Annotated in this window: 19 protein-coding genes; 7 read left to right on the top strand and 12 right to left on the bottom strand. The window is 71.4% G+C overall.

The features are described 5' to 3' along the window. Positions 1-16 precede the first annotated feature (16 nt). From ACZ51I_RS11280 to ACZ51I_RS11230, 11 genes are all read right to left on the bottom strand, one after another. Complete coding sequence (locus ACZ51I_RS11280) at positions 17-490, bottom strand: hypothetical protein (RefSeq protein ID WP_468873994.1); 474 nt, start codon at positions 488-490, stop codon at positions 17-19. 70 nt (positions 491-560) lie between these two features. Further along, positions 561-1,244, bottom strand: a complete 684-nt coding sequence (gene ung / locus ACZ51I_RS11275) for a uracil-DNA glycosylase (RefSeq protein WP_351181298.1) — start codon at positions 1,242-1,244, stop codon at positions 561-563. An 82-nt stretch (positions 1,245-1,326) separates the two neighbouring features. Next, on the bottom strand, positions 1,327-2,904 hold the full coding sequence (locus tag ACZ51I_RS11270; protein ID WP_468873992.1) for an ABC transporter substrate-binding protein: 1,578 nt from the start codon (positions 2,902-2,904) through the stop codon (positions 1,327-1,329). Between the two features lie 148 nt (positions 2,905-3,052). Continuing rightward, a complete protein-coding gene (locus tag ACZ51I_RS11265) occupies positions 3,053-3,820 on the bottom strand; it encodes an SDR family oxidoreductase (protein ID WP_468873990.1) in 768 nt (255 codons plus the stop codon). Between the two features lie 28 nt (positions 3,821-3,848). Further along, positions 3,849-4,610 (bottom strand): 3-oxoacyl-ACP reductase FabG, encoded by a 762-nt coding sequence (gene fabG / locus ACZ51I_RS11260; protein WP_329852231.1) that lies wholly within the window; start codon positions 4,608-4,610, stop codon positions 3,849-3,851. A gap of 169 nt (positions 4,611-4,779) precedes the next feature. Continuing rightward, entirely contained in the window at positions 4,780-5,163 is a 384-nt protein-coding gene (locus ACZ51I_RS11255) for a DUF3037 domain-containing protein (protein WP_468873988.1), read from the bottom strand. Continuing rightward, positions 5,160-6,005, bottom strand: a complete 846-nt coding sequence (locus ACZ51I_RS11250) for a HipA family kinase (RefSeq protein WP_468873985.1) — start codon at positions 6,003-6,005, stop codon at positions 5,160-5,162. Before ACZ51I_RS11250 ends, ACZ51I_RS11255 begins: the two co-directional genes overlap by 4 nt. Before the next feature lie 382 nt (positions 6,006-6,387). Further along, on the bottom strand, positions 6,388-6,726 hold the full coding sequence (locus ACZ51I_RS11245) for an STAS domain-containing protein (RefSeq protein WP_468873983.1): 339 nt from the start codon (positions 6,724-6,726) through the stop codon (positions 6,388-6,390). Next, positions 6,723-8,021, bottom strand: a complete 1,299-nt coding sequence (locus ACZ51I_RS11240; RefSeq protein ID WP_468873981.1) for a PP2C family protein-serine/threonine phosphatase — start codon at positions 8,019-8,021, stop codon at positions 6,723-6,725. Before ACZ51I_RS11240 ends, ACZ51I_RS11245 begins: the two co-directional genes overlap by 4 nt. Beyond that, positions 8,021-8,824: an alpha/beta fold hydrolase gene (locus ACZ51I_RS11235; RefSeq protein ID WP_468873978.1), complete on the bottom strand. Its 804-nt coding sequence runs from the start codon at positions 8,822-8,824 to the stop codon at positions 8,021-8,023. The genes ACZ51I_RS11240 and ACZ51I_RS11235 overlap by 1 nt, the downstream gene beginning before the upstream one ends. Before the next feature lie 106 nt (positions 8,825-8,930). Then, the gene (locus tag ACZ51I_RS11230; RefSeq protein ID WP_468873976.1) at positions 8,931-9,341 is read right to left on the bottom strand and encodes an STAS domain-containing protein; all 411 of its coding nucleotides are present in this window, start codon (positions 9,339-9,341) and stop codon (positions 8,931-8,933) included. A gap of 106 nt (positions 9,342-9,447) precedes the next feature. Here ACZ51I_RS11230 and ACZ51I_RS11225 point away from each other — a divergent pair, with 106 nt between their 5' ends. The 3 genes from ACZ51I_RS11225 (at position 9,448) to ACZ51I_RS11215 (ending at position 11,543) form a co-directional block, all read left to right on the top strand. Next, positions 9,448-9,810 carry a helix-turn-helix transcriptional regulator gene (locus ACZ51I_RS11225; protein WP_468873973.1) on the top strand — a complete coding sequence of 121 codons (363 nt, stop codon included), beginning with the start codon at positions 9,448-9,450 and terminating at the stop codon, positions 9,808-9,810. A 197-nt stretch (positions 9,811-10,007) separates the two neighbouring features. After that, positions 10,008-10,286 (top strand): GlsB/YeaQ/YmgE family stress response membrane protein, encoded by a 279-nt coding sequence (locus ACZ51I_RS11220; RefSeq protein ID WP_468873971.1) that lies wholly within the window; start codon positions 10,008-10,010, stop codon positions 10,284-10,286. A 141-nt stretch (positions 10,287-10,427) separates the two neighbouring features. Further along, positions 10,428-11,543, top strand: coding sequence for an AI-2E family transporter (locus ACZ51I_RS11215; protein WP_468873969.1), 1,116 nt, complete (start codon positions 10,428-10,430; stop codon positions 11,541-11,543). Positions 11,544-11,608: 65 nt separating this feature from the next. Here ACZ51I_RS11215 and ACZ51I_RS11210 read toward each other — a convergent pair whose 3' ends face one another. Further along, positions 11,609-13,123 carry a DHA2 family efflux MFS transporter permease subunit gene (locus ACZ51I_RS11210; RefSeq protein ID WP_468873966.1) on the bottom strand — a complete coding sequence of 505 codons (1,515 nt, stop codon included), beginning with the start codon at positions 13,121-13,123 and terminating at the stop codon, positions 11,609-11,611. Positions 13,124-13,414: 291 nt separating this feature from the next. Here ACZ51I_RS11210 and ACZ51I_RS11205 point away from each other — a divergent pair, with 291 nt between their 5' ends. The 4 genes from ACZ51I_RS11205 (at position 13,415) to ACZ51I_RS11190 (ending at position 18,972) form a co-directional block, all read left to right on the top strand. After that, entirely contained in the window at positions 13,415-14,404 is a 990-nt protein-coding gene (locus ACZ51I_RS11205) for an alpha/beta hydrolase (RefSeq protein ID WP_468873964.1), read from the top strand. Positions 14,405-14,408: 4 nt separating this feature from the next. Continuing rightward, positions 14,409-15,917 (top strand): DUF8189 domain-containing protein, encoded by a 1,509-nt coding sequence (locus ACZ51I_RS11200; protein WP_468873962.1) that lies wholly within the window; start codon positions 14,409-14,411, stop codon positions 15,915-15,917. An 809-nt stretch (positions 15,918-16,726) separates the two neighbouring features. Then, a complete protein-coding gene (locus tag ACZ51I_RS11195) occupies positions 16,727-17,533 on the top strand; it encodes a serine/threonine protein kinase (protein WP_468873960.1) in 807 nt (268 codons plus the stop codon). Beyond that, the gene (locus ACZ51I_RS11190) at positions 17,530-18,972 is read left to right on the top strand and encodes a serine/threonine-protein kinase (protein ID WP_468873958.1); all 1,443 of its coding nucleotides are present in this window, start codon (positions 17,530-17,532) and stop codon (positions 18,970-18,972) included. The genes ACZ51I_RS11195 and ACZ51I_RS11190 overlap by 4 nt, the downstream gene beginning before the upstream one ends. Positions 18,973-19,040 lie beyond the last annotated feature (68 nt).

Here is a 19,040-nt window from a genome sequence, read left to right as displayed (position 1 = left end):
GCAGGGCGTGGGCCGGTCACGCGTCCCCGAGCCGTAGCTCCAGGCGCTCGATCGCGGCCCGGACCCCGTTCCCGTAGCCGTCGTCGTCGAGGTGGTCCGATGCCGCGCGTGCCCGGTCCAGATGGACCCGCGCGGCATCGGGCCGCCGGAGCTTCACGTAGTCCGCTGCCAGGTTCAGATGGAGCGAGGGGTACAGCGCCCGGAGGGCGGCCGCCGAATCGTGCGCGGCGAGCCGCTCCTCGGCGAGGCCCTCGGCCGCGCTCAGCGCCCGCAGGTCCCAGGCCAGCTCGGTGTCGGGATCGTCCTGGGCGTCCGCCATGTAGTGCGCGAGGGTGCAGCGGTGCAGGGGGTCGCCGTCCGGGCCGATCTGCTGCCACAGCAGGCCGAAGCGGTTGCGGGCCTCCTCGCGGTCGCCGCCGTGGAGCAGCATCATGGCCTGCCCGATCCTGGTCATGACCCCGTCGTCCGACACCTGCTGCTGCTCGGCCACCGCGACCTCCACCCGCTCACCCACTGGGAGTGACGACGCTAGCCGCAGCCGGCCCGGATCGCGTCGAGGCTCAGCCGAGGTCGGGAATGCGCCAGTCGATCGGCTCGTGCCCCTGGGCGGCGACGGCCGCGTCGATCTGGGTGAAGGGCCGCGACCCGAAGAACTTCTTCGCCGACAGCGGCGAGGGGTGCGCGCCCTTCACCACGACGTGCCGCTCCTCGTCGATGAGCGGCAGCTTCTTCTGCGCGTAGTTGCCCCACAGGACGAAGACGGCGGGATCGGGGCGGGAGGCGACGGCGGTGATCACCGCGTCCGTGAACTTCTCCCAGCCCTTGTTCTTGTGCGAGTTCGCCTCGCCGGAGCGGACCGTCAGCACGGCGTTGAGCAGGAGGACGCCCTGCTCGGCCCACGGCATCAGATAGCCGTTGTCCGGGATCGGGTGGCCGAGCTCCTCGTGCATCTCCTTGTAGATGTTCCGCAGGGAGGGCGGGGTCTTCACGCCGGGGCGGACGGAGAAGCAGAGGCCGTGCCCCTGCCCCTCGCCGTGGTACGGGTCCTGGCCGAGGATCAGGACCTTCACCTTGTCGTAGGGGGTGGCGTCGAGGGCGGCGAACACCTCGTCCTTCGGCGGGAAGACCGGTCCCCTGGCGCGCTCCTCCTCGACGAACTCGGCGAGCTGGGCGAAGTAGGGCTTCTGCAGCTCTTCGCCGAGGACACCCCGCCAGGACTCGGGCAGCATGCTGGTGTCGGTCACGGTCAACAACCTCCGGTGGACGTTCCTGTTGCTCCGTCCGAGAACCTACCGGGGGCCACTGACAGTGGCCCCCACAGGTCCGCTACCAGCTGGCCCGGCGGCTCAGCTCCCACATCTGCATGACCGTCTGCGGGTCGAGGGCGCGCTCGCCGCCGCCGATGTTCTCGCCTGCCGCGATGTACAGCTTGCCCTGCCACAGGGGGAGCAGCCGGACGTCCTGGACCAGGATCTCCTGGGCCTCCACGAACTCGTCCGCGACGGTCCCGCGGTCGCTCTGGCGGCGGGACTTCGGCAGCAGCTCGTTGGTGATCCGGGGGCTCTCGTACGGCGTGCCGAGGACGTTCTCCTTGCCCACGAAGGGCGCGACGAAGTTGTCCGGGTCCGGGAAGTCGGGGAACCAGCCACGGCCGAAGGCCGGGTACTCGCCCTTCTGGTAACCCGCCTGGAACTCCTTCCAGGGCTTGCCGTGCAGGGTGACCTTGAAGAGGCCGGACTCCTCCAGCTGCCGCTTGAGCTCGGCGAACTCGGCGGCCGTCGAGGAGCCGTACCGGTCGGTGGTGTACCAGAAGTCCAGCTCGACGGTCTCGGTGATGCCCGCCTTGCGGAGGATCCTCTCCGCCTTCTCCTTGCTGGGCGAGCCGAAGCGGTCGAAGAACTTGGTGGTGTGGGCGGCGATGCCCTTGGGCACCATCGAGTACAGCGGCTCGGCCGTGCCCTGGTAGACCTTGCTCACCAGCTCGTCGCGGTCGACGAGCTGGGCGATGGCCTTGCGGACGGGGAGCTTGGCGACGGACTCGTCCTGGGCGTTGAAGACCAGGTAGCGGATGTCGGCGCCGGTGGACTCGACGATCTGGAGGCCCTTGTTCTCCGGCTTGTCCTCCTGGAGCGAGACGACCTCCGCGGCGGTGAGGCCGCGGTAGGTGGCGTCGATCTCGTTCTTCCGGAGGGCGGCGACCATGGCTTCGGAGTCGTCGAAGTACCGGATCGTGACGCCGCCGTTCTTGCGGTCGGCGAAGCCCTTGTAGGTGGGGTTCTTCGTCAGCTCCGCCGACTTGCGCTCGGTGTACGAGTCGAGGACGTACGGGCCCGAGCCCATGATCTTGCCGTCCTTGCGGAGCCGGTCGGCCGGGTACTCGGCCGGGTCCACGAGCGACATCGCCGGGGTGGCGAGGACGAACGGGAAGGTGGCGTCCGCCTTGTTGAGCCGGAAGACGATCGTGCGGTCGCCGGTGGTCTCGATCTTGTCGAGCGAGCCGAGCATCCCGTTCGGGCCGCCCTTGTGGTTGATCGTGCGGATGCGCTCGATCGAGTACCGCACGGCCTCGGCGTCCAGCTTGTGCCCGTTGGAGAACGTGAGGCCCTCCACGAGCTTGCACTCGAAGACCCGGCTGGAGGTGTCCGTGAACTTGCAGTCGGCCGCGTCCGACTGCGGGGTGGTGCTGCCCGTCGGGAAACTCACCAGGGTCTGGAAGACATTCCGGAACAGCTCCCAGGAATTGTCCCAGGCGGCCGCCGGATCAAGCGTGGTGGGAGAACTCGTCGTACCGACGACGATCCTCTGATCCCCGGCGGATTCGCTGTCCGAGAAGACACCGCATCCGGTTACCAGGGATATGGACACAAGGGCTGCAGCGGCCTGCAGACTGGTCCGGTTGAACACGTGCACGCTCCTCGTTCAGCCATGGGTCGGCCGACGATACCGCAGCACCCCGCCAGGTCAATCGTCGAGCCTGACGGGGCACTTGAGGCATTCAAGGCATAACCGGGCCCAATCCGGACAGGAAATCCGGGAAGTGTCCGGTTATCGGTCACCCGACTCCGGCGTTCAGGAAGATACCGCCGTCGACGACGAGCGTCTGACCGGTGATCCACTCCGACTGCGCGGAGGTGAGGAAGGCGGCCGCGCCGCCGATGTCCGCCGGCTCGCCGAGTCGGCCGAGCGGGTACGCGGCGGCCGCCTCCGCCTCGCGGCCCTCGTAGAGCGCCTGAGCGAATTTCGTCTTCACGACGGCCGGGGCGATCGCGTTGACCCGCACGACCGGCGCGTATTCGTGCGCCAGCTGAAGGGTGAGATTGATCATCGCGGCCTTGCTCATTCCGTACGCCCCGATGAAAGGCGAGGCGGAGACGCCGGCGACCGAGGCGATGTTCACGATCGCCCCGCCGTGCTCCTTCTGCCAGGCGTGCCAGCTCCGCTGGGCGAAGCCGAGCGCGGAGATCACGTTCGTCTCGAAGACCTTGCGGGCCACCCCGAGGTCCAGGTCCGCGATGGGTCCGAAGACGGGGTTCGTACCGGCGTTGTTGACCAGGAAGTCCAGCCGGCCGAAGCCGTCCATCGCCGCTTCGACGGCGGCGGCCTGGTGGGCCTCGTCGTGCGCCTTGCCGGGGACGCCGAGGGCGCGGTCGGCCCCGAGCCGCTCGACGGCCTCCTTGAGGGCCTCCTCGCCGCGCCCGGTGATGACGACCCGGTCGCCACGGGCGACCAGGGCCTCGGCGATGCCGTAGCCGATGCCCCGGCTGGCTCCGGTGACGAGGGCGACCTTGCCGGACAGCTCCGGCCGTTCCTGTGCGCTCATGCCTGCCTCTTCCTCTCGCTGCCGGTCGTCAGTTGAGCGGGCCGCCGGCCACGTACATGACCTGGCCGGAGACGAAGCCGGCGTCGTCGCCCGTGAAGAACGCGATCGCGTTGGCGACGTCCTCGGGGCGGCCGACCCGCTGCACCGGGATCATCGAGGCGGCGGCGGCCTGGAACTCCTCGAAGCCCATGCCGACGCGCTCGGCGGTCTGCGCGGTCATCTCGGTGACGATGAAGCCCGGAGCGACGGCGTTGGCGGTGACGCCGAACTTGCCGAGCTCCTTGGCGAGGGTCTTGGTGAAGCCCTGCAGACCGGCCTTGACCGCCGAGTAGTTGGCCTGGCCGCGGTTGCCGAGCGCCGAGGAGGAGGAGAGGGAGACGATCCGGCCGAAGCCGGCGTCCACCATGTGCTTCTGGACGGCCTTGGCCATCAGGAAGGCGCCCTTGAGGTGGACGTTCATGACGAGGTCCCAGTCGGACTCGGACATCTTGAAGAGCAGGTTGTCGCGGAGCACGCCCGCGTTGTTCACGAGGATCGTCGGCGCGCCCAGTTCGGCGGCGATCCGCGCGACGGCGGCCTCCACCTGCGCGCTGTCCGAGACGTCGCATCCGACGGCGAGAGCGGTGCCGCCCGCGGCGGTGATCTTCTCGACGGTGTCCTTGCAGGCCGCCTCGTCGAGGTCGAGTACGGCGACGGCGCGGCCCTCGGCCGCCAGGCGGAGCGCGGTGGCCGCGCCGATACCCCGTGCGGCACCCGTGACGACGGCTACGCGCTGCTCGGTGGTGGACATGCTTGGTTCTCCTCGCCCTTGGATCGTCCCTGGTCGCGGCCGGACCGGTCGCCGCTCTTGCGTCCCACACATGAGCGACCGCTTAGTATCGACCGCAGGACGAGACGCTAGAAGCCCTGGCACCCGGTGTCAACGGCCCACCGGGTGCACCAGGTCACTCCCTGTGCCCCTACCGGACGAGAAGGTCGAGCAGCCGTTCCACCTCGGCCTCGGGGTCGGCGGTCAGACCCGTGTGGACGGGCCCCGGCTGCACGACCGTGGAGCGCGGCGCGATCAGCCAGCGGAAGCGCCGCCCCGCGTCGTCGCGGGCCGCCTGGCCCGCCGCGTCGCCGCCGAGGCAGACCCCCTCGACGGCGCGCAGCGCGGCCCGTACGCCGGTCACGTCCGCCGCCGGGTCGAGCGCCGTCAGCTTGACCTCGTCCAGATGCGTACGGGCTGCCACGAACGACCGGGCGCGGCAGTAGACGACCACTCCGGCGTTGAAGCACTCGCCGCGCTCCACCCGGGGCACCACGCGCAGCAGCGCGTACTCGAAGACATCGCGGTCGGTCACGGCGTGCCGTCCTTCTCGGTGGAGTGGGTCCGGGGCGCGAGGCGCTCGGCGAGCCAGCCGGGCGGCTGCTGCGGCCGGCTGTCGGTGCGCGGGCCGAGCGTGATCCGCTCGTGGATGGTGGCGGCCCGTGGCAGCAGCGCCGCGACGTACGCGGCGCGCACGTCGTCCGCGTCGTCGAAGCCGGGCTCGTCGACGAGCCACTCGTCGGGGACGTCTGCGGCGACCTCCTCCAGGAGCTCGCGGGTGACGAGCGGCGCGAGCTCGGCGGCCGCGGCGGCGATGTCCGGGGCGAAGGGGGCGAGCGCGTGGTCGGAGGCGTCGTACGGCTTCGCGGCGGAGGCCTGGGCGCCCGGCCAGTTGTGGTGCCAGATCATGGTGGCGCCGTGGTCGATGAGCCACAGGTCGCCGTGCCAGACGAGCATGTTCGGGTTGCGCCAGGACCGGTCGACGTTGTTGATCACCGCGTCGAACCAGACCACCCGCCCGGCCTCCCGGGGGTCGACCTCGTACGCGAGCGGGTCGAAGCCCAGCGAGCCGGGCAGGAAGTCCATGCCCAGGTTCAGGCCGCCGCTCGTCTTGAGCAGCTCCTGCACCTCCCGGTCAGGCTCGGAGAGCCCGATGACCGGGTCGAGCTGGATGGTGACGAGCTCCGGCACCCGCAGCCCCAGCTTGCGGGCGAGCTGTCCGCAGATGACCTCGGCGACCAGGGTCTTGCGCCCCTGGCCCGCGCCGGTGAATTTCATGACGTACGTGCCGAGATCGTCGGCCTCGACGATCCCGGGGAGCGAGCCGCCTTCACGCAGGGGCGTGACATAGCGGGTCGCTACGACCTCTTCCAACACTTTCCCAGGCCACCCATCTCTTCGACCTTGTAACCCACGGACGACTGCTGCGGGGTGGAGAGGCGGGAATCGCCGGGTCAGCGTCACTGGGGAGATGCGGGGAGTTGCGACCGGCAGGCCGGTCTCCCCGCTCCCCAGTAGACCGCCGACGGTGGCGCGCCCCCTGCTGCCAGCCTCCGGCATGAAGGGAACATAGTAACCGAGGGTGATCGCGGGTGAGCAGTGCCCGAGCCCCCGCGAGAAGGGGCGAAGCTGGCGAGACACCGTGCCGCTTGCGGGCCGAGCGCCCGGGCAGCCATGGTCATGAACCTCGGCACCGGGCAGGCAGCCCACTGCGGCCGACCAGAGCCGCAGCCCGCCGCCAGGCCCAGTCCCGAGCGGCTCAGGGCCGGGTGGCGGCTTCGCTGTCGGGGTGGAGGGAGAAGACCTGGTCGAGGCCGACGAGACGCAGAACGCGCAGGGTGCGGTCGGGAACCGCGGCGAGTGCCATGTCGGCTCGGGCGGCCTCGGCCTGGTTGCGGGCGGCGATCAGGGCGGTGAGGCCGCTGGAGTCGCAGAACTCCATGCCGGCCAGGTCCAGGACGAGGCGCTGACCCGGCCGGAGGGTGATCGTGGCGAGCAGGTCCCGCAGGTGAGCAGCGCTCTTGTAGTCGAGTTCGCCGAAGATCTCCAGGACGGGGCCCGTCGCGGCGTTCCGGGTGGTGATTCTCAGCGGGCTCATGGCATGGAGCTGTTCGCTGCCGGGCCGGATGCCGGACGGACGGCCGCACCGAGCGCCAGCAGGGCGGTGTCGTCGTCCAGGCCGTCTCCGAAGCTGTCCAGAAGATCGGTGAGCGCCTTGACGACGGCACTGGACGGCTCTCCGGCGTGGTCCTCGGTGAAGGCGCGCAGTGCCTCGTCGCCGAAGAGCGCGGTGCGGTCGTCACCGGTGCGGGCTTCGGTGAGGCCGTCGGTGTAGAGGAGGAGGGTGTCGCCGGGGGCCAGGACCGTGGAGGCGGCGGCGAAAGGTGCGGTGGGCAGGACGCCGACGAGGAGACCGCCGGGGGTGGGCAGGAAGTCGGCCCGGCCGTCGGCGCGCAGGACCAGCGCCGGCGGGTGACCACCCGAGGCGAGGCGGACGGCGACCTGTCCGGTCTCGGGGTCGGGTTCGACGACGCCGAAGATGACAGTGCAGTAGCGGGGGTCTCCGGCGGTGTAGCGCTCGTGGATCACCGTGTTGAGGGTGGTCAGAGCGGCCACGGGATCGGGATCGTGCAGGGCGGCGGCGCGCAGGGTGTAACGGGTCAGCGAGGTGACCGCGGCCGCCTCGGGGCCCTTGCCGCACACATCGCCCAGGAAGAAGGCCCAGCGCTTGCCGTCGAGGGGGAAGACGTCGTAGAAGTCTCCGCCCAGCCGGTCCGGGGAGGCGGTGCGGTAGTGCGCGGCGGTGTCCATCCCGGGGATCGTCGGCAGGGTGTCGGGCAGCAGTGACCGCTGGAGTACGGCGAGGGCGTCCTGCAGACGGGCCCGGTCGGCCTCCGCCTGCTCGCGTGCCTGTTCGGCGGCTTTGCGGGCTCGCAGAAGCTCTTCCTCGTAGGCGCGGCGGTCCCGGGCGTCGAAGGCGGTGGTACGGATCAGCAGGGCGTCGCCGCTGTCGCCGTGTTTGATGACGGAGGAGACCAGCACCGGCATCCGCCGGCCGTCCGCCCCCTTCAGCTCCAGGGCGATGCCGCCGATCTCTCCCCGCATCCGCAGCAGCGGTGCGAAGTGCGTCTCGTGGTACAGCTTGCCGCCCACGGTGAGCAGGTCGGAGAACCGCATCCGGCCCACCACCGCCTCCCGCTCCAGGCCGAGCCAGCCCAGCAGGGTCGCGTTGATCTTCGCGATGGTGCCGTCCATCAGCGTGGACAGATACCCGCACGGCGCACTCTCGTACAGCTCCTCGGCACTGTCCTCGAGGAGCGCGGCGAAGGCCGCGGTCGAGGCGTCCCCGTGGTCGGCGCCGTGCCGCTCGGGCTGCTGCCCGGTGCGGCACATCACCGCAGACCCGCCAGGAAGTCGGTGATCGCTTCATTCGTGGCTTCGGGCGCGGACAGGTGGGGGCAGTGCCCGGTGGCGTCGAGGGTGACCAGTGTCGAGCCGGGGATCGCCCGGTGGACGTAGGGGCCGACCTCGCGCGGGGCGATGACGTCCTGGGTGCACTCCAGAATCAGCGTCGGCACCCTCACCTTCTTCAGGTCGTCGCGTGAATCCGACAGGAAGGTGGTCCGGGCGAAGACGCGGGCCATGTCGGGGTCGGTGGCACAGAAGCTGTCGGTCAGCTCCTCGCCCAGTTCGGGTCGCTCCGGATTGCCCATGATCACCGGTGCCATCGCCGACGACCAGCCGAGATAGTTCGACTCCAGGGACGCGAGCAGCTCATCGATGTCCTCGGCGCTGAACCCGCCCCGGTACCCCTCGTCGTCGACGTACCGCGGCGAGGGCGCGACCATCACCAGGGCGCCGATACGCTCCGGCGCCGCGTCGGCCGCCAGCACGCCGGTCATCGCGCTGACCGAGTGACCCACGAACACGGCGTCACGCAGGTCGAGCGCTTCACACACCTCCACCACGTCCTGGGCGTAGCCGTCCAGCGAGGCATAACGGCTCTCGGAGAAGGCGGCGGGATCCGCGCCTCCCGCGCCCACGTAGTCGAACAGCACCACCCGGTAGTCATCGGCCAGGGCGGGCACCGTGAGGCGCCACATGTTCTGGTCGCACCCGAAGCCGTGGGCCAGCACAACCGTCCGCCCACGGGGATTGCCCGTGACGGTGATGTTGTTCCTGCGCTCGATGTCCATGCCCCCACCCTCTCAGACTCCACACTCTGTCCCGAATGGTCGCGATTCCCTCACACCCCACCCGGGAACTTCACGTTCTGCGTGAGAGGACGAACCGGCACGGCGGTCACCCCGCGGCGGCGTCCTCCACCGTCTCCCGCACCTTCAGGACGCCGTCGACACCGGTGATCTCCAGAATCCGCCGTACCGGTCGGGTCGGCGTCGCCAGGCGCAGGTCAGTCGCCCGGTGGGTGAGGATCAGCAGGTTCAGGAAGGCGGAGTCCGCGAAGGTGACGCCGGAGACGTCCAGGACCACCTTCCGGTGCTCCTGGGCCGCGGCGCCCAGGACGGCGGCAAGGGGGGCGATCGTCTGCATGTCGTAGGAGCCGCGCGCGATGACGACACAGGTGCCGTACGCCTCGTACCGGTCAACCGTGGGCAGATCCGCGATCTGTACGCCGGCCCACCCGACCATCCCCTCCCCGCTGCCGTCGGCGCCGGTCTCGCGCCGCGCCGTCACGGTCTCGTCCAGAGACATCGCTGGCCCCTTCCTCATGGCTTCCGCGGAGAATCATGCCATCTGTTACACGAAAACTATGTCATGCATTGGGTGTCCGGCAACGACGGTCCTTAGAATGCTGTACATGATTGGAGTGCCCGAACCACACAGCGGCTGGACGTTCATCACCAACCACGCACGCGTACTGGCAGCCATCGCCGATGACCCGAACGTCCGGATCCGCGACATCGCCGCCCACTGCCGACTGACGGAACGGGCCGTCCAGCGGATCATCTCCGACCTCGAACAGGACGGCTACCTCTCCCACACCCGCGACGGACGCACCAACACGTACCGCATCGAGCCGGACCGAGTGCTTCGCCACCCGGCGGAAGCGGGCCTGCCCGTGGCCTCCCTGCTCTCCCTGCTCGTAAAGGACGAAGCACACCGCGCCCAGAAGACGGACGCGAGGTCGTCACATCTGGCCGCCACCCATCGCGCGAGGTAGCGGAAGCCGGCCGCCGACCGCGGCCCATCCCGCTTCAGCCCGCCCGCTTCCCTTCCGCGCCGAAGACCGGGGAGCGGGCGCGGTCTCGCCGCCGCCCCGGAGGCCCCGCGATTTTTTGGGCCGGGGACGTTTGTTCGGGCGAGATCGGTGCAGACGCTGAGCTAACACAGCCTTTACACGACGAAGCGGAGAGCACCATGGGCATCATCGCGTGGATCCTGATCGGTCTGATCGCCGGCGCCATCGCCAAGGCACTGATGCCGGGCAAGGACCCGGGCGGCATCATCGTCACCATGCTCATCGGCATCGCCGGCGGCCTGCTCGGCGGCTGGCTCGGCAAGGTCATCTTCGGCGTCGACTCCGTCGACGGGTTCTTCGAGATCTCCACCTGGATCGCCGCGATCGTCGGCTCCGTCATCCTGCTCGCCCTGTACCGCCTCATCACCGGCAACCGACGCTCCCACCGCCACGCGTAAACCGCTGAGCGCACCGGCGTCCTCCAGCCCGAACGGCTCCCGCTCCCCGTTTCCACGGGACGGGAGCCGTCGGCATGGGGCGGGCGCCGACGCCGACACCGCCCCCGGAGTGCCGGACCGGGGGTCCATAGGGTGGGGCCCATGTCTGCCACGTTGAGTTCCACCAAGACCGCCGCCGCTCTGCGCACAGCGGCTCGCGTGTCCGCCGAGTCGTTGCTGGTCCTGCTGATGGCCGGGGTGGCCCTCTGGATCGTGGGCCGCATGTGGTCGGTCGTCTGGCCGCTCGTCGTCGGCCTGTTCCTCACGACCCTGACCTGGCCGCTGACCCGGTTCCTGCGGCGACGCGGCTGGCCACCCGCGTTGGCGGCCGGGGTCGTCACCGTCGCGTTCGTACTGGTCGTCGCCGGCGTCGTCGCGCTCATCGCCGTGCCGGTCGCATCCCAGTCCGGGGAGCTCTCCAAGGGCGTGGTCGAGGGAGTTCAGCGACTGCGCGAGTGGGCGGCCGGGCCGCCGCTGAACATCGGCGACGACGAGATCTCCGGCGCTTTCGACACGGCGATGGGGCGCGTCCAGGACAGCATCGGCGGCATGGTCACCGCGGTCGCGACCGGCGTGGGCACGGTGTTCAACGGCGTGGTCACCGCTTTCCTCGCCCTGTTCCTGATGTTCTTCTTCCTGAAGGACGGCCCCCGGTTCGTGCCGTGGCTCGCCCGCCAGCTCCCCGGCCGACTCGCCGTCGACGTCCCGGTCGTGGCGGAGCGGAGCTGGGACACCCTGGGAGCGTTCGTACGCAGCCAGGCCCTGGTCGGACTCATCGACGCCGTCTTCATCGGCCTGGGTCTGTGGATTCTCGGGGTTCCGTTGGTCCTCCCCCTCGCCGTGCTGACCTTCGTCTCCGCGTTCGTGCCGATCGTGGGCGCCCTGTTCGCCGGCTTGGTCGCGGTTCTCATCGCGCTCGTGTCGAACGGCCTCACCGACGCGCTGATCGTCCTGGTGATCATCGTCGTGGTGCAGCAGTTGGAGGGGAACGTGTTCCAGCCCATGATCCAGAGTCGCGGGCTCGGACTGCACGCGGCCGTCGTCCTGCTGGCCGTGACGCTGGGTGGCAACCTGGCCGGCATCGTGGGGAGTCTGCTGGCCGTTCCGTTGGCCGCGCTCATCGGGGTGATGTGGAACTACCTGCGGGAGCAGCTCAGCGACGAGAGGCCGGAACAGGACCCCGACGAGGCGGACGCCCCCGTCCCCGCCACGTCGTGACGAGGAGGGCGGGCCCGGGCCCGCCCTCCTCGTCACGGCGAGCGCCGGAGCGGTTGGCCGGCGTGTCAGTTGGGTGCGGAGGCGGCCTTGTCGGTCGAGGTGCCGTCTTCGTCCTGGGCCTCCGACGCCCCGGGCTGCTGCGGAGCGGGCGGGGTGCGGACCAGCAGCGCGACCAGCACGGCCAGGAAGCCGAGCGCGGCACCGATGCCGAACCCCCACCGGATGCCCGTGGCGAGGGCGCCGGTGGCGTCGGCGCCCTCGGCTGCCGCCGTGGCGGCGCGTCCCGACATCACAGCGATGACCAGGGCGGTGCCGGCGGCTGCCGAGACCTGCTGGAGCGAGCCCAGGATGGCGGAGCCGTGCGGATAGAGGTGCGGCGGCAGGACGGACAGGCCGGAGGTGAAGACGGGGGTGAAGACGAACGCCATGCCCGCGCTCAGGGCCACGTGAAGGGCGAGCACCAGCCACGGCGAGGTGTGTTCGCCCGTGAGGGCGAACAACGCGAGGCACAGCGCCGTGAGCGCGGCTCCGGGTACGACCAGGCGGGGTGCGCCGAGGCGGTCGTAGAGCTTGCCGACCTGGGGTCCGAGCAGGCCCATGGTCAGACCGCCGGGGATGAGGAGCAGCCCGGTCTGCAGTGAGGTCAGGCCGCACACCTCCTGCAGATAGATCGGCAGCAGGATGAACGCGCCCATGAGTGCCATGAAGGACAGGCACATCAGACCGAGCGCCACCGAGAAGTGACGGAACGTCAGGGCCCGCAGGTCGAGGAGCGGCGTGGACGAGCGCTGCAGTGCCAGCTGCCGCCATACGAACAGGCCGACCAGCACGGCGCCGACGAGGGTGGTGGCCACCGGGGGCAGAGCGGGCTCGGCCGCTTCCCCGGCACCGAGCCCGCTCAGGCCGTAGACCAGGGCACCGAAGCCCGCTGCCGCCAGCGGGACGGACACCCAGTCGATCGGACCGGCCTGCGGCTCGCCAATGTTGACCAGGTTACGGCGGCCGAATATGGCCATGGCTCCGGCGATGGGCAGCACGGCCAGGAACAGCAGGCGCCATGACCCCAGCTGCAGCAGCACACCCGAGGCCGCGGGGCCGAGGGCGGGCGCGACGGAGATGACGAGGGTGATGTTGCCCATGACCCGGCCGCGGTCGTGCGGGGGCACCAGGGTCATCAGCGTCGTCATGAGGAGCGGCATCATGACGGCGGTGCCGGCGGCCTGGACGACACGGGCGGCCAGCAGGACGGGGAAGGCGGGCGCGGCCGCGGCCAGCGCCGTGCCGCCGAGGAACAGGGCCATGGCCAGGGTGAAGGCGGTGCGAGTCGTCACGCGCTGGAGGAACCACCCCGTCACGGGGATGACGACGGCCATGGTGAGCATGAAGGCCGTGGACAGCCAGCCCGCGGCCGCCGCGGTGACCTTGAACTCGCGCATGAGCCGCGGGATCGCGTTGACCATGATCGTCTCGTTGAGGAGGACGACGAACGTGGACAGCACGAGAATCCGCAGCACGGCGGTGACGCGGGCGGGCGAGAGCGCGGGCGTTGGGTGGGGTGCGAGCATGGCGCCTTCCGTCATGTGAGTGTCCTCCGCCCGGGGGCGGGTCGCACTGACGGACCGCGGCGCCGGGAAGAACTCATCGGTGTGCCCCGATCCTGTCGGTGCCGCCGCTCAAGCTCAAACCATTTTGTGCCGCGCCTCACGGCGTCGCCGTCCGTCGCCGTCCGCGCCCTGATCCGGCCGGCCCACACGGAAGCCACGCTCTAACCCATGCGCCGCCGACTGTCAGTCCGCAATCTTCCGGGGTCCCCCGGCGCGCCACCGTTGCTACGTTCCCGTCCGTCGTCCTGCTTCGACCCGGAGGTCACGTTGAGCGCGCAGAACCCCACCCGCCGGAACATCCTCAGGACCGCCGGAGGTCTCTCGGCCGCGATCGCCCTCGGCGGCGGAGGCGTCCTGGCCTCTGCGGCGCCGGCCTCCGCCGTCGGAGACGGCTTCGGGCTGCGCATCGTGGACCGCAACGAGGCCGACGCGCGCATGTGGTACTACCGGTTCTCGACGAGCGCCATCGGCTGGAACCCCGGCGTCAACGTGCTCCTGCCCGACGACTACCACTGGAGCGGTCGCACGTACCCCGTGCTCTACCTCTTCCACGGCGGCGGTACGGACCAGGACTTCATCACCTTCGACCGCGAGGGCGTCCGTGCCTGGACCGCGGGCAGGCCCATCATCGTCGTGATGCCCGACGGCGGACACGCCGGCTGGTACTCCAACCCCGTGAGCTCCAACGTCGGCCCGCGGAACTGGGAGCAGTTCCACATCGCGCAGCTGATCCCGTGGATCGACGCGAACTTCCGTACGTTCGCCGAGTACGACGGCCGTGCCGTGTCCGGTTTCTCCATGGGCGGCTTCGGCGCGTTGAAGTACGCGGCCAAGTACTACGGCCACTTCGCTTCGGTGAGCGCCCACTCCGGCCCGGCCAGCCTCCGCCGGGACAACGGTCTCGTGGGCCACTGGGCCAACGCGAGCTCCGCGGCGCTCGACCTGAACGGCGGCACGATCTACGGGGCGCCGTTCTGGGACGAGGCCCGGGTCAGCGCGGACAACCCGGTGCAGCGGATCGAGAGCTACCGCGACAAGCGGGTCTTCCTGGTCGCCGGCACCAGCCCCGACCCCGTCAACTGGTTCGACACCGTCAACGAGACCCAGGTGCTCGCGGGACAGCGGGAGTTCCGCTCCCTCCTCGGGAACGCGGGCATCCCCCACGAGTGGTACGAGCTGCCCGGCGGGCACTTCATCCGCCACGACATGATGCAGCGCGACATCGACGGCGTCATCGACCGGCTCCGCAAGGCGTGAGCGGATGCCGACCGGACTTTCCCGACGCGCGCTGAACGGCTTCCTCGCGGCGACGGCCGCCCTGCTGCCGGTGCTGGTCGCCACGACCCCGGCCACGGCCGGGACCACGGGCTCCGCCACGGCCTGCCCGGCCGCCGGCATGGTGAGCCAGCCCTTCCACGAACACCACAACGGTGTCGACATCGCCAACCAGGTCGGGACGCCGATCTACGCCGTGGGCGACGGCGAGGTGACCATCTCCGGTTACGCCAGTGACTACGGCCAGTGGATCCGCGTCCGGCACCCGGACGGCAGGACCTCCGAGTACGGGCACATGTACCAGCGGGACGTCTCGGTGGGCGACCACGTCGTGGCGGGCCAGCGGATCGCCCTGATGGGAGCCGAGGGCAACTCGACCGGGCCCCACCTCCACCTGAGGATCTGGGATCCGTCCCTCTCGTACGGCATCGACCCCGAGGTCTACCTCGCGGAGGGCGGCGTGATCCTGCCCTGCGTCCCCGGCAGCGGTCCGCGCCCCAAGCCCCTGGTGTACCCGGCGGAGTCGGGCCGGGTGGTGTCGGCGCGTTCGGCGGACGGGCGCCTGGAGGTGTTCGCCGCGGGCGCCGACGGGGTGCACCACGCCTGGCAGCGGGAGGCGAACCGCGACTGGTCGGAGTGGGAACGGCTCGGCGGACCGGTGAACGCCGAGCTGGCGATCGCTCCGAACGCGGACGGCCGGCTGGAGATGTTCGCCATCGACGGGAACACCTTCCGGCACCGCTACCAGCTCGCCCCGTCGGGCGGCTGGTCCGACTGGGAGGACTTCGGCGGCGGCGGCCGTGACATCGCGGCCGGCGTGAACGCCGACGGCCGCATCGAGGTGTTCGCCTCCGGCCCGGTCGGCGTGTTCCACAGGTACCAGCTGACGCCGAACGGCGGCTGGTCCGGGTGGGAACAGACCGGCGGCGGGCCCGCGGGCAGCCGTATCGAGATGGAGAAGTCGGCGGACGGCCGCCTGGAGGTCTTCGCCCTCAGCGGCAGCACCTTCCAGCACCAGTACCAGACGGCCCCGAACGGCGGCTGGTCGGCCTGGGACGACTTCGGCGGCGGCGGCCGTGACCTCACCGTCGACCACAACGCCGACGGCCGGATCGAGGTCTTCGCCTCCGGCCCGGCCGGCGTCTTCCACAAGTACCAGACGGCGAACGGCACTTGGTCGGGCTGGGAAGGGACCGGCGGACCCGCCGACTCCCAGCTGAGCAGCGAGCGTACGGCCGACGGCCGCGTCGAGGTCTTCGCCATGAACGGCGACACGGCCGCGCACACCTGGCAGACCGGGGTGAACGCGCCGTACGGCGCTTGGGAGACCTTCGGCGGCGGCGGCACCGAGGTCACCGCGGCCTCCAACGCCGACGGCCGGATCGAGGTCTTCGGCGCCGGCCACGCCGGCACCTACCACATCTGGCAGACCGGCTTCGCGACCTGGTCCCCGTGGGTCTGGGTCAACGGCAGCGCGGGGCCCGCCCTCGACTGACCCTCCCCTTCCCCTCCGACCGCCGCCGCCACCCGCCGCGCGGCCGGCAGAGCCCGTACGGCTCGGCCGGCCGCGCGGTCCTGCCCGCAGACGGCCCCGGGCGGCGGACGGGCTGCCGGTGGAGAGTTCGGCGAGCCCGGCGTCCGCCTCGCGGTCACGCCCGCGGTCGCGCGCGATGCCACCGGACCGGACGGCTGCACGTGCTCGCCGTCACGACCGACGGCCGGGCACGGGCCCGCGTCCAGGACCGGCCGGGCGGCGGGTGGCGACCGTGGACGGCGTTCGGCGACCGCACGGTCGCGCCCCTCGTGTCGGGCAGTCCCGCACTCTGAGTACGGGTCGGGCAGCGCTCCGTACGGATCGCGCCATACCCGGGGAGGGAACCGGAGGTTCGGCCACCGCACGAACCTCCCGGATCGGCCCTTACTCCCCTCCGGACGCGGTGACCTTTCCCACCTTGCGTGAGGCGGGAGACCGGGCGGACGAGCCCACCGCTGCCGCGGGCCCGGCCGGGCGCTCCCCCGGCCTCCTCGCGCGGTCTCCCGCCGACGGGCGCCGCAGAGGACCGGAAACGGCATCAAATCGGCACGGCTCCACGGCACGGAGGTGGTCCCGGTCACAGCGCGGGGCGGCCGGCCCGGGACGTCCCGGCGAGCGCCCCTGGGCGGTCCCGGCGGTGGCGTGGGCGCCCCGGCGGGCCACTTCGTCCGGCCCCGTACGAAGTGGCCGAAGCACGGCGGTGAACTCCCCCGGCCCGTGAGTATCGTTCCGCTCGTCCGACAACCGCGACGGGACGAAGAGGGGGAGCGGTGAGCGGCGTAGTCGTCCATCTGCCGCCGGGCAGCGGTGGCGCCGAGGGCGGCGAGCCGCGCGGTGACGCGGTCACGCTGCGGCTCGGCCCCGGCCAGGTCGCCCGCTTCGGACGGGGATCCGCGACGACCCCGGTCGAGCTGCGACTCGCCGACGCGGCGATCTCCCGGCTCGCCGGGGAGATCCGCGCGACCGACGACCACTGGCAGCTGACGAACCACAGCACCACCCACAGCTATCTCGTGGAGAACCCGGAGGGAGCGGGCGAGTACCTGAGGGTCTCGCCGCGACGCGTGGGGGCGCCCGTCCCCTTCGAGTTCTCCCGCGTGGTGCTGCCCACCCGCGGCGACCGCACGGTCTCCTTCCAGGTGTTCGCACCCGACCACGTCTATCTGGACCCGGACGCGATGGGCGTCCCCTGGGGCAGCCGCACGGTCACCGCGTACTCCCTGGACGAGTCGGCGACGTACTTCCTCGTGCTCGTCGCGCTCTGCGAACCCCGGCTGCGCGACCAGTCCCGGGTGGCCGTCCCCACCACGCCCCAGATCGTCGAGCGGCTCAGGGGGCACGTCACGGGCGGCACGCTGACGGCGCGGGCGATCAGTTCGCACATCGACTACCTCGCGGAGGAGAAGCTGCGCATCGGTGTCCTCGACGCCCCGGAGGCGGGCAAGGGCGACCGCCGCAACGGCAAGCGGGAGGAGATCGTCGGGCTCGCGCTGCGGTTCGGACTGGTCCGGGAGGAGCATCTCGCGCTGCTGCCGTCCCTGGCGGGCGGCGGGCGGGAGCGACAGAGGCCGCGATGACAGCGCAGCACGGCCCGTACGACACCACGGAACACGACCGTACGGATCTGCTCCCGCCCGGCCACCGGGTGGGCGACTGGGTGGTCACCGAGCTGATCGGGGCCGGGGGCTGGTCCACGGTGTACGCGGCGCGGCCCGCGGAGGATCGAGAGGACCGCGCCGGCCGGGCGCCGGAGCCCACCGAGGTCGCGCTCAAGGTCATGCCGACGGCCGGGCTCGCGCCGCGGCAGGCACGCAGGATCGTGGAATCCGCCCGCCGCGAGGTCGAACTCGGGCGCAGGGCCGGGCATCCCCGGCTGATCGGCCTCCGTGAGTCCTTCGTCCTCGCCGCGCCGGACCTGCCGGCCGTGGACGGCGCAATCGTGCTGGTCATGGAGCGGGCCGCCGGCAGTCTGCGCGAGCTCCTCGACGCGGGGGTGGCCGGTGCCGAACGCGGCAGGCTCATCGCGGGGATCTGCGAGGGCCTGGCCCATCTCCACCGCTCGGGCTGGGTGCACGCCGACCTCAAGCCGGAGAACGTCCTGCTGGGCAGGGACGGTTCGGTGAAGCTCTCGGACTTCGGCCTCGCCACGGAGCTGACCGGCACGCACGGGTACGTGCCGCCCATGGGCACCCTGGACTACCTGCCGCCCGAGCGCTGGCGGGCGCCCCTGGGGGAGCTCGGCGTGCAGGTCCGGCCGAGTGCCGACATCTGGGCGCTGGGCGTCGTCATCCACGAGGTGTTCGCCTCCGGCGCCTCACCGTTCCCCGGCGCCACGCCCGTCGCGCGGGGCGCCGCCGTGCAGGAGTACGGCGAGGGGCGTGCGCCGCTGCGCATGGATCACGCGGTGCCGCCCTTCTGGCGCGCGCTCGCCGCCGACTGCCTGGCCCCGACACACGCGGCGCGCGCCCCGCACACGGCCGAGAGCCTGCTCGCCCGCATCGCCGCCGAGGAGAGAGCGCCCGGGACGGGCCCGCACGCCACGGAACCGCACGCCGCCCGGCCACGGCGGCCGCGAGCCCGGGTTCGGGCCGCCGTCCTCGCCACTGTCCTGTGCGGGACCGTCGGCGCGACCCTGGGGTCGGACGCGGTACGGGAGGACACGGCCGTCCCCGACACGAAGGCGGGAGCGGTCAAGGTCTTCAACGCGGAGCGGGGCTGCCAGGGCCGGGCCGACCGGGACCGGCAGTGCAGTCTGGGCCTGGCGATCGACCCCCTTCGGCCCTACGCCGCGGGCAACGTCGTGCCGACCCGGGTGTGGCACGGCGACGTGCTCACCGCCGACTGCCGGCTGCCCGACGGGCAGCCCGTCATCGACGAGGAGGACCTGCGGTCCACCCTCTGGTTCCGCGTCCGGCTGCCGCGCGGCTCCGCGTACCCCGAGGCCTGGCTCCCCGCCGTACGCACCAAGGACCGGCCGGGGCTGCCGGGTTGTCCCCGTCCCCCGGCCGTGCGCTGATCCGGCCGTCACCTCGACCGCGCAGGCCGCGTCATCGATATTTCATCGCATCTCCCTAGCGTGGCCGC

Source organism: Streptomyces sp. NPDC034084 (assembly GCF_055575535.1).
This window is presented reverse-complemented; position numbering and strand designations above follow the sequence as displayed.

Excerpts from the sequence above, each read along its gene's own strand:
- ACZ51I_RS11265 (WP_468873990.1), bottom strand. The coding sequence starts at position 3,820 with ATGAGCGCACAGGAACGGCCGGAGCTGTCCGGCAAGGTCGCCCTCGTC.
- ACZ51I_RS11245 (WP_468873983.1), bottom strand. The coding sequence starts at position 6,726 with ATGAGCCCGCTGAGAATCACCACCCGGAACGCCGCGACGGGCCCCGTC.
- fabG (WP_329852231.1), bottom strand. The coding sequence starts at position 4,610 with ATGTCCACCACCGAGCAGCGCGTAGCCGTCGTCACGGGTGCCGCACGG.
- ACZ51I_RS11220 (WP_468873971.1), top strand. The coding sequence starts at position 10,008 with ATGGGCATCATCGCGTGGATCCTGATCGGTCTGATCGCCGGCGCCATC.
- ACZ51I_RS11210 (WP_468873966.1), bottom strand. The coding sequence starts at position 13,123 with ATGACGGAAGGCGCCATGCTCGCACCCCACCCAACGCCCGCGCTCTCG.
- ACZ51I_RS11240 (WP_468873981.1), bottom strand. The coding sequence starts at position 8,021 with ATGTGCCGCACCGGGCAGCAGCCCGAGCGGCACGGCGCCGACCACGGG.
- ACZ51I_RS11225 (WP_468873973.1), top strand. The coding sequence starts at position 9,448 with ATGATTGGAGTGCCCGAACCACACAGCGGCTGGACGTTCATCACCAAC.
- ACZ51I_RS11235 (WP_468873978.1), bottom strand. The coding sequence starts at position 8,824 with ATGGACATCGAGCGCAGGAACAACATCACCGTCACGGGCAATCCCCGT.
- ACZ51I_RS11200 (WP_468873962.1), top strand. The coding sequence starts at position 14,409 with ATGCCGACCGGACTTTCCCGACGCGCGCTGAACGGCTTCCTCGCGGCG.
- ACZ51I_RS11215 (WP_468873969.1), top strand. The coding sequence starts at position 10,428 with ATGTCTGCCACGTTGAGTTCCACCAAGACCGCCGCCGCTCTGCGCACA.
- ACZ51I_RS11190 (WP_468873958.1), top strand. The coding sequence starts at position 17,530 with ATGACAGCGCAGCACGGCCCGTACGACACCACGGAACACGACCGTACG.
- ACZ51I_RS11230 (WP_468873976.1), bottom strand. The coding sequence starts at position 9,341 with ATGTCTCTGGACGAGACCGTGACGGCGCGGCGCGAGACCGGCGCCGAC.